The sequence below is a fragment of the Paracraurococcus ruber genome (genome assembly GCF_004353985.1).
Lineage (GTDB): Bacteria > Pseudomonadota > Alphaproteobacteria > Acetobacterales > Acetobacteraceae > Paracraurococcus > Paracraurococcus ruber.
In genome coordinates this window covers 1-8,757 of record NZ_SMOA01000231.1, presented here as the reverse complement: position 1 = coordinate 8,757, position 8,757 = coordinate 1, and the positions used below count along the sequence as shown (strand labels likewise).

Annotated in this window: 9 protein-coding genes and 1 pseudogene; 2 read left to right on the top strand and 8 right to left on the bottom strand. The window is 70.8% G+C overall.

Going from position 1 to position 8,757, the window contains the following annotated elements; translation table 11 throughout:
* Positions 1–56: 56 nt before the first annotated feature.
* The 8 genes from E2C05_RS25205 to E2C05_RS25175 form a co-directional block, all read right to left on the bottom strand.
* Positions 57–428, bottom strand: a complete 372-nt coding sequence (locus tag E2C05_RS25205; RefSeq protein ID WP_133222402.1) for a DUF983 domain-containing protein — start codon at positions 426–428, stop codon at positions 57–59.
* A gap of 1 nt (position 429) precedes the next feature.
* On the bottom strand, positions 430–1,266 hold the full coding sequence (locus E2C05_RS25200) for a cytochrome c oxidase subunit 3 (RefSeq protein WP_456306526.1): 837 nt from the start codon (positions 1,264–1,266) through the stop codon (positions 430–432).
* Between the two features lie 177 nt (positions 1,267–1,443).
* The gene (locus E2C05_RS25195) at positions 1,444–2,073 is read right to left on the bottom strand and encodes a cytochrome c oxidase assembly protein (protein WP_133222401.1); all 630 of its coding nucleotides are present in this window, start codon (positions 2,071–2,073) and stop codon (positions 1,444–1,446) included.
* Between the two features lie 4 nt (positions 2,074–2,077).
* Positions 2,078–2,233, bottom strand: a complete 156-nt coding sequence (locus E2C05_RS33360; protein WP_158292362.1) for a hypothetical protein — start codon at positions 2,231–2,233, stop codon at positions 2,078–2,080.
* The gene (locus tag E2C05_RS25190) at positions 2,230–3,171 is read right to left on the bottom strand and encodes a heme o synthase (protein ID WP_133222400.1); all 942 of its coding nucleotides are present in this window, start codon (positions 3,169–3,171) and stop codon (positions 2,230–2,232) included. Before E2C05_RS25190 ends, E2C05_RS33360 begins: the two co-directional genes overlap by 4 nt.
* Positions 3,172–3,361: 190 nt before the next feature.
* Entirely contained in the window at positions 3,362–4,966 is a 1,605-nt protein-coding gene (gene ctaD / locus E2C05_RS25185) for a cytochrome c oxidase subunit I (protein ID WP_133222399.1), read from the bottom strand.
* 48 nt (positions 4,967–5,014) lie between these two features.
* On the bottom strand, positions 5,015–5,911 hold the full coding sequence (gene coxB, locus E2C05_RS25180; RefSeq protein ID WP_408901630.1) for a cytochrome c oxidase subunit II: 897 nt from the start codon (positions 5,909–5,911) through the stop codon (positions 5,015–5,017).
* 243 nt (positions 5,912–6,154) lie between these two features.
* Entirely contained in the window at positions 6,155–6,481 is a 327-nt protein-coding gene (locus E2C05_RS25175; protein WP_133222397.1) for an ArsR/SmtB family transcription factor, read from the bottom strand.
* Positions 6,482–6,725: 244 nt separating this feature from the next.
* On the opposite strand from E2C05_RS25175, the gene E2C05_RS25170 reads away from it, so the two are divergent.
* Positions 6,726–8,075 (top strand): Nramp family divalent metal transporter, encoded by a 1,350-nt coding sequence (locus E2C05_RS25170; protein ID WP_133222396.1) that lies wholly within the window; start codon positions 6,726–6,728, stop codon positions 8,073–8,075.
* Positions 8,076–8,107: 32 nt separating this feature from the next.
* Positions 8,108–8,757: pseudogene (locus E2C05_RS25165) on the top strand (transglycosylase SLT domain-containing protein); the annotation flags it as partial.

The following is an 8,757-nucleotide window of genomic DNA, read 5'->3' as shown; positions in this document are numbered from 1 at the left end:
GCCGGCGCCGTTGCCGCGCGGGCCGCGGGCGGCGCCCCGGCGGCGGGCCGGGCGCGTCATGTGCCGCGCAGCCCGTGCCGGTACTGCAGCGCCACCAGCAGCGCCTTGGCCAGGCGCATGACCAGCAGCGACAGGGGCAGCACCAGCGCCGGCCACAGCACCGCATGCAGCCAGAGCGGGGGCTGGTACTTCGCGTCGACCACCAGCGCCGCGATCACCGCCAGCGCGCCGACGACGAAGATGCCGGCCATCGCCGGGCCGTCGCCGGCATCATGCGCCCGCAGGTCCAGGCCGCAGGCGGGGCAGGCCTGGCGGACCGCCAGCGGCCCGGAAAAGAGCGGGCCGCTGCCGCAGCGCGGACAGCGGCCCAGCAGGACGACCGGGGCGAGCGGGGCCGCCCCGGAGCCCGGGGCCGCACCCACCGCCATGTCAGTGCGCCGCGATCTCGCCCGCACCCAACCAGTAGATGCAGATGAAGAGAAACAGCCACACCACGTCCACGAAATGCCAGTACCAGGCCGCCGCCTCGAACCCGAAATGCTTCTTCGGCGTGAAGTCCCCGCGCATCGCGCGGATCAGGCAGACCGCCAGGAAGGTGGTGCCGACGATGACGTGGAAGCCGTGGAAGCCGGTGGCCAGGAAGAACACCGAAGGATAGACGCCGCCGGTGAACTTGAACGGCGCCTCGGCATACTCAATCGCCTGGAAGGCGGTGAAGGACAGGCCGAGCAGCACGGTCAGCGCCAGGCCGTTCACCAGGGTCTTGCGGTCCCCGTGCAGCAGGCCGTGATGCGCCCAGGTGACGGTGCAGCCGGACAGCAGCAGGATCATGGTGTTGAGGAAGGGCAGGCCGAGAGGGTCGAAGGTCAGCACGCCCTTCGGCGGCCAGATCGCCACCTCGGCGCCCGAGACATGGTCCGGGTAGAGCGCGAAGTGGAAATAGGCCCAGAAGAAGGCGACGAAGAACATCACCTCGGACGCGATGAACAGCGTCATCCCGTAGCGCAGGCCGATGCGCACCACCGGGGTGTGCAGGCCGGGCGTGTGGGATTCGCGGATGACGTCGCGCCACCAGAAGAACATGGTCGCCAGCACGCCGGCGATGCCGAGATAGAGCATCCACCAGGTGCCGTAATGCGCGCCGAGGATGATGCCCAGCACCAGGGCGCCGCCGGCGAAGCTGCCGACCAGGGGCCAGGGCGAGGGATCCACCAGGTGGTAGGGGTGCTTGTGCAGCGGCGGCGCCTCGGCCTCCGCCATGCCCATCGGCGCGGCGGGGGCGGCCGTGGCCGTCATGTGGGTGGTGCTGGCCATCTCTCGTCCTGGTCCGAATTCCTGGGCCGCGCCTGCGCTGCAGGGGGCGGCCGGATGGGGCGCATCAATCCCGAAAACCCTGGCCGGATCAAGCCCGTGCGGGCCTTCCCGGCCGGGATCGCCGGGGGTTCAGGGCGTGCCGCGCGGCGCCGCGCCGACATGCGGCCCGGCATTCGCCAGGGCGCCGTTGCGCTGCGCGTCATCGAGGCTGCGGAAGAAGCTGTAGCTGATCGTGATGGTGCGGATGTCGCGGGTGTTCGGGTCGTCGCCGATCCTCGGGTCCACCCAGAAGCTGAGCGGCATGTCCACCTTCTGCCCCGCCTCCAGCGTCTGCTGGTCGAAGCAGAAGCAGTGGACCTTGTGGAAGTACTTCCCCACCACCTCCGGCGTCACGTTGTAGGTGGCGACGCCGGTGACGGGCGCCGTCGAACGGTTCTCCGCCTGGTAGAAGGCCATCGTCTCCTCCCCCACCCGCACGCGCTGCGGCCCCTGGCCCGGCAGGAAGCGCCAGGGCAGGTCGGGCTGGACATTGGCGTTGAACCGCACGGTGACGAGCCGTTCGCCGGCGCCCGGCGCGGCCGGCCCGCCGACCTGCACCGTGCCGTTGTAGCCGGTGACGCGGCAGAACATGTCGTAGAGCGGGACGGAGGCGAAGGCGAGGCCGACCATCCCGCAGACGAAGGCGCCGACGCCGATGCCGGTGCGGCGGTTGCGGCGGCGCAGCGCCTCGGCCCGGTCGGGCGCCTGAGTGTCCGGCATGGCCTCAGCCCCTCAGCACGCGGGCGGAGCTGATGAAGAAGAACAGGACCACCAGCGCGATCAGCACGGCCAGCAGGGCCCAGTTCTTCTGCCGCCGCCGCCGCTCGAACAGCGCCCGCTCCTCCGGCGTCATCTTCACGGTCGTCGCTTCGGCCGTCATCCGAGGATCATCCGGTCCACCGCCAGCGCGATGAACAGCAGCCCGAGATAGGAGAGGGAGTAGCGGAAGGCTTTCCGCGCCGGCGCGTCCTTGGTCAGGCTGCGGCCGGCGGCATCCTGCGCGTCGCGGTACACCGCGATGCTCTGGCGCAGGAACTCCGCCCCCAGCAGGACCGCCGCGGCGGCATAGGCCCAGCCGGCGAAGCCGAGCGCCCAGGGCGCCAGCGTCAGCGGCAGCAGCACCAGGGTGTAGACCAGGACCTGCTTCCGCGTCTCCTTCGCGCCATGCGTCACGGGCAGCATGGGCACGCCCACCCGCTCGTAGTCGGCATGCGCGAAGAGGCTGAGCGCCCAGAAATGCGGCGGCGTCCAGAAGAAGATGATGGCGAACAGGACCAGCGGCTCCAGCGTCACATGGCCGGTCACCGCCGCCCAGCCGATCACCGGCGGGAAGGCGCCGGCGGCGCCGCCGATGACGATGTTCTGGCTGGTCCGGCGCTTCAGCCACATGGTGTAGACGCCGACATAGAACAGGATGGACAGGGCGAGGACGCCCGCCGCCATCCAGTTGGTCGCCAGCCCCATGATGAGGACGGAAGCCATGGCCAAGCCGACGCCATAGGCCAGCGCCGCGCCCGGGGCGATCCGCCCGGCCGGGATGGGCCGCGTCGCGGTGCGCTTCATCCGCGCGTCGATGTCGCGGTCGTACCACATGTTGATCGCGCCGGCCGCGCCGGCGCCGAGGGCGATGCAGAGCACCGCGGCGATCGCCAGTGCCGGCGGCAGGCGCCCGGGCGCGACCAGCAGCCCGACCACGCCGGTCAGCACCACCAGCGAGACGACGCGCGGCTTCAGCAGCGTCAGCCAGTCGCCGACCTCCGACAGGTCGGGCTGCGCGGCGAGCGCATCGGGGCGGGCGGAGGCGGTCAGGTCGCTCATCGGCGCGGCAGGTCCAGCAACTCTATATGGCAACGCCATGCCGGGGGGCATGGCGCGCACCGGTTCCCGTGGTGGAGGCGGGGCGGTGCCGGCGGGCGCCGCCCCGGTCCGGCCGCCCCCGGTGGGGCGCGGCCGCTCCGGTCATTCCCCGCGCGCCAGCGGGCGCGCGGCAGTTCCGAGGCCCCGCGCGTCAGCGGACGCGCGGCAGCTCCTCGAAGGTGTGGAAGGGCGGCGGGGAGCTGACCTGCCATTCGAGCGTGGTCGCGCCCTCTCCCCAGTAGTTGTCCGCCACCTGCTCCTTCGAGGTGAAAGTGCGGTAGACGACGTAGAGGAAGACGAACATGGACGCCGCCGCGATGTAGGACCCCATCGAGGAGATCATGTTCCAGCCCCAGAAGGCATCCGGGTAGTCCGGGTAGCGGCGGGGCATGCCCTGGGCGCCCAGGAAGTGCTGCGGGAAGAAGATGATGTTGGCGCCGATGAACAGCATCCAGAAATGCACCTTCCCCCAGAACTCCGGGTACTGCCGCCCGCTCATCTTGCCGATCCAGTAGTAGAACCCGGCGAAGATCGAGAACACGGCCCCGAGGCTTAGGACGTAGTGGAAGTGCGCCACCACGTAGTAGGTGTTGTGCAGCACCGGGGACATGCCGGCATTGGCGAGCTTCACGCCGGTGACGCCGCCGACCGTGAACAGGAAGATGAAGCCGATGGCCCAGAGCATGGGCGTCTTCAGCTGCAGCGACCCGCCCCACATGGTGGCGATCCAGGAGAAGATCTTCACCCCGGTCGGCACCGCGATCACCATCGTCGCCGCCATGAAGTAGGCGCGGGTGTCGACATCGATGCCGGAGGTGAACATGTGGTGGGCCCACACGATGAAGCCCACGACGCCGATCGCCACCATCGCATAGGCCATGCCGAGATAGCCGAAGACCGGCTTGCGGCTGAAGGTCGAGACGATGTGGCTGACGATCCCGAAGCCCGGCAGGATCATGATGTAGACTTCGGGGTGGCCGAAGAACCAGAACAGGTGCTGGAACAGCACCGGGTCGCCGCCGCCGGCCGGGTTGAAGAAGGCCGTGCCGAAGTTGCGGTCGGTGATTAGCATGGTGATGGCGCCGGCCAGCACCGGCACCGCCAGCAGCAGCAGGAAGGCGGTGACCAGCATCGACCACACGAACAGCGGCATCTTGTGCAGGGTCATGCCCGGCGCGCGCATGTTGAAGATGGTGGTGATGAAGTTCGCCGCGCCCATGATGGAGGAGGCGCCCGCCAGGTGCAGGCTGAACAGCGCCAGGTCCATCGCCGGGCCAGGATGGTAGGTGCTGTCGGACAGCGGGGTGTAGATGGTCCAGCCCGCGCCCGGGCCGCTGCCGACGAACAGGCTGCTGCCCAGCAGCAGGAAGGCCGGCACCAGCAGCCAGAAGCTGATGTTGTTCATCCGCGGGAAGGCCATGTCCGGCGCGCCGATCATGATCGGCACGAACCAGTTGCCGAACCCGCCGATCAGCGCCGGCATGACGACGAAGAACACCATGATCAGGCCATGCGCGCTGACCACGCTGTTCCAGACCTGCCCGTCGGCGAAGATCTGCATCCCCGGGTTCTGCAGCTCCATGCGCATGAGCACGGAGAGCCCGACGCCGATGAAGGCGGCGAAGACCGCGAAGATCAGGTAGAGGGTGCCGATGTCCTTGTGGTTCGTGCTGAAGAGCCAGCGCGCCACGAAGCCCGGCTTGTGGTCGTGGTGGGCATCGTGCCCGTTATGGGCGTGGTCAGACGCGGTCGCCATGGATCCGTCCCGCTGCAAGGTCACTCATGCTGCGCCCCAGGCCCCGGGTCACCGGGGCAGGGCCGCGATCTGCTGCGCCGCGGGGGCCGCCGCCGCGGGGGCCGCCTGGGCCACCGCCGGCGCGGCGCCATCCGCCTGCGCGTATTTCTTCTTCGCCTGCTCGACCCAGGCGGTGAACTCGGCTTCCGGCACCGCATGCACCTGGATCGGCATGAACCAGTGGTTGGTCCCGCAGATCTGGTTGCACTGGCCGTAGAAGGTGCCGGCGTGGTCGGCGCGGAACCAAGTCTCCAGCGTCCGGCCGGGGATGGTGTATTTCTGCACGCCCAGGCTGGGGACGAAGAAGCTGTGGATCACGTCCTGGCCGGTGGTCAGCACGCGCACGGTCTTGCCCACGGGGATCACCAGCGGCTCATCGACCGCCAGGTTGCGCGGCTGCCCGGGCTTCAGGTCCTCCTCCGGGATCGGCCGGCTGTCGAAGGCCAGGTTGCCGTGGTCCGGATAGGCGTAGTGCCAGTACCACTGCCGGCCCTGGACATTGATGGTGAGGTCGGCGTCGCGCGCCCGGTCCTCGTAGTAGATCAGGCGGAAGGACGGGATCGCAATCACCACCAGGATCAGCACCGGGATGACCGTCCAGGCGATCTCGATTGTCGTGTTGTGGCTGGTGCGGGACGCCTTGGGGTTCGCGCTTTCGCGGAACTTCCACATCACGTAGCCCAACAGGCCCATCACGAAGATGGTGATGGCGACGATGATCCACAGCACCAGCGTGTTGAAGTCGTGGATCGCCTCCTTCACCGGGCCGGCGGCCGGCTGCAGGCCAAGGCCCCAGGCGACCGGCGCGCCGACGCCCGATGCCTCCGGCGTGGCGGCCGGGGCACTGCCCTGCGCCAGGGCCTGGCCGAGGAGGCAATAGCCCCCGACGAGGCCGGCCGTGGCCAACCGCGATAGCTTAGCGAACCAACGCCCGATCACACGTCGCATCCCATTCCCGACCGGGCGTTCGACGCGCGACGCCCGCGATCCTCTCCAGCCGGGCCGCCGGGCGGCCGGCACGCTTCCCCCACGGGGTCCCCCCGATGGACGTCCATGGGGGGCGGGGCGGGCGCGGCCGGACCATAGGCGCGCTGCCCCGCACCGCACAAGTGAGCCCGCTTCGCCGTCCAGCAAGATGGCCGGGCTTTTTCAGGCGCTTCCTTCCGCTTCCGCGTCGCCTTCCGCCACATGGTCCACCATATCGGACAGCATGGATCGGATGTGCTCGTCCTGCACCGCGTAGAAGACCTGCCGCCCCCGCCGGTCGGCCTGCAGCAGCCGCGCCGCGCGCAGCAGCCGCAGATGGTGGGAGACGAGGGAGGCGGAGATGCCCAGGCGGTCCGCCATCTCCCCCACCGCCGCCGCGTGGTCGAGGCAGGCGAGGATGATGCGCAGCCGCGTCGGGTCGCTCATCAGCCGGAACATCTCGGCAAGCTCCACCACCTGGTCGTCGCCGATCCTGACGCGCCCGCGCATGCCGAATTCCTTTGCCCGAAGCCGCCACAGTCGCGCCCCGCCCGCCCCGCCACAAGCCGCCTGCAAGGCGGGGCGCGGCCACCACCGGCCGACCCCTGCCACCGGGGCTTGACACCGCCGGGCCGCCGCCGCACCTGCCGGATACAGGTTAACGCATTGAAAAGCAAAGGACATCTGAACAGTTGAAGACCTGTTCAGCCATCGCCTCCAGCCCCTCCCCTGGGGCGAGGCCGGGCCCGCCCCGATGCTGACCCGCCCCAGCGCCCCGCCGGACCCCGCCGCCGCGCCCGCCGCCACGCCGGACGGGGTCAGCCTGCCGGAGATGCATCGCAGCGTCCGCATCCCGGACGCCGCCGGCTGGCTGCGCCGGATGCTGGCCTTCGTCGGCCCCGGCTACCTCATCGCCGTCGGCTACATGGACCCCGGCAACTGGGCCACCGCGCTCGCCGGCGGCTCGGCCTTCGGCTACACGCTGCTGGCCGTCGCGCTGCTCTCCTCGGTCATGGCCATGCTGCTCCAGGCGCTCTGCGCCCGCATCGGCATCGCCACGGGGCGGGACCTGGCGCAGCTCTGCCGCGACCGCTTCCCGCGGCCCGTCAACTACGTCCTCTGGTTCCTGGCGGAGGTGGCGATCTGCGCCACCGACCTCGCGGAACTCATCGGCACCGCCATCGCGCTGCAATTGCTGTTCGGCATCCCGCTGCTGCTCGGCGTCGTGCTGACGGCGCTCGATGCGCTGCTCATCCTCTGGCTGCAGCACCGCGGCGTGCGCTGGCTGGAAGCGCTGGTCGCCGGCTTCATCTTCCTCATCTTCGGCTGCTTCGTCGCGCAGCTCGCCATGGCGCAGCCGGACTGGGCGGCGGTGCTGAACGGCTACATCCCCAGCGCGTCCATCCTGACGGAGCCGGAGCAGCTCTACATCGCCATCGGCATCCTCGGCGCCACCGTCATGCCGCACAACCTCTACCTGCACACCGCCGTGGTGCAGTCCCGCGCCTATGGGGAGACGGTGCCGCAGAAGCGGGAGGCGATCCGCTTCGCCTCCATCGACAGCACCACCGCGCTCTGCCTGGCGCTGCTGGTGAACTCCGCCATCCTCATCACCGCCGCCGCGGTCTTCCATGCCGGAGGCCGGACGGAGGTGGCGGAGATCCAGGAAGCCTACGAGCTTCTCACGCCCATGGTCGGCAGCGCCGCCGCCGCCACGCTGTTCGCCGTCGCGCTGCTGCTCTGCGGCCTGAACGCAACGGTGACGGCGACGCTGGCCGGACAGGTGGTGATGGAAGGCTTCCTCGGCCTGCGGCTGCCGCCGGCGATCCGGCGGCTGGTCACGCGGCTGGTGGCGATCGTCCCGGCGGTGATCGTCACCTGGCTCTACGGCGCTTCCGGCACCGCGCAGCTGCTGATCCTGTCGCAGGTCGTGCTCTGCCTGCAGCTGCCCTTCGCGGTGGTGCCGCTGATGCTCTTCGCCTCGGACCGGAAGCGGCTGGGGCCGCTGACGGCGCCGGGCTGGCAGCTCGCGCTGGGCTGGGCCGCCACCGTCGTGATCGTGGCGATGAACCTGAAGCTGCTGTCGGACGTGGTCACGGGTTGACCCGGGCGCGGCGCGGCGGCCAGGTCCGGCGCATGCGCCGCGTCCTGCTGCCCCTGCTGCTCCTCGGCCTCGCCTGGCCGACCCCGGGGCGGGCGCAAGGGCCGCCACCGCCGCAGGAGGATCCCTGGACCGCCTGCCGCCGCGCCATCGCGGCGGCCGAGCCGCGGTCCGGCCTGCCGCCCGGCCTGCTGCTGGCCATCGCCCTGGTCGAGAGCGGCCGCGGCGACCCCCGCACCGGCCGGTTCGAGCCCTGGCCCTGGGCGCTGAACGTGGAGGGCGAGGGGCGCATGCCCGCCAGCCGCGCCGCCGCGGCGGCCGAGGTCGCGGCGCTGCAGGCCGCCGGGCGGCGGTCCATCGACATCGGCTGCATGCAGGTGAACCTGCTGTACCACCCGAACGCCTTCCCGGACGTGCCCAGCGGGCTCGAGCCCGCGGCCAATATCCGCTACGCCATCGCCTTCCTGCGCGACCTGCATGCGCGCTTCGGCAATTGGGCGGAGGCGATCGCCAACTACCATTCCGCCGATGCCGAGCGCGGCGCCGGCTACCACCGCCGCGTGGTGCTGGCGCGGCTGGGCGCGGCCTGGGGCGCCGGCGGCGGGACCGTGCCGGTGGCGGTCGCCGGCGGGCTCTGCGCGGCCGGATCCCGGCCGGTGCTGCGGGTCGGGCCGAAGGCGCCGCG

Bases quoted from the DNA above. Each gene is read 5' to 3' on its own strand.
- E2C05_RS25190 (WP_133222400.1), bottom strand. From the start codon at position 3,171: ATGAGCGACCTGACCGCCTCCGCCCGCCCCGATGCGCTCGCCGCGCAG.
- ctaD (WP_133222399.1), bottom strand. From the start codon at position 4,966: ATGGCGACCGCGTCTGACCACGCCCATAACGGGCACGATGCCCACCAC.
- E2C05_RS25200 (WP_456306526.1), bottom strand. From the start codon at position 1,266: ATGGGCATGGCGGAGGCCGAGGCGCCGCCGCTGCACAAGCACCCCTAC.
- E2C05_RS25175 (WP_133222397.1), bottom strand. From the start codon at position 6,481: ATGCGCGGGCGCGTCAGGATCGGCGACGACCAGGTGGTGGAGCTTGCC.
- E2C05_RS33360 (WP_158292362.1), bottom strand. From the start codon at position 2,233: ATGACGGCCGAAGCGACGACCGTGAAGATGACGCCGGAGGAGCGGGCG.
- E2C05_RS25170 (WP_133222396.1), top strand. From the start codon at position 6,726: ATGCTGACCCGCCCCAGCGCCCCGCCGGACCCCGCCGCCGCGCCCGCC.
- E2C05_RS25195 (WP_133222401.1), bottom strand. From the start codon at position 2,073: ATGCCGGACACTCAGGCGCCCGACCGGGCCGAGGCGCTGCGCCGCCGC.
- E2C05_RS25205 (WP_133222402.1), bottom strand. From the start codon at position 428: ATGGCGGTGGGTGCGGCCCCGGGCTCCGGGGCGGCCCCGCTCGCCCCG.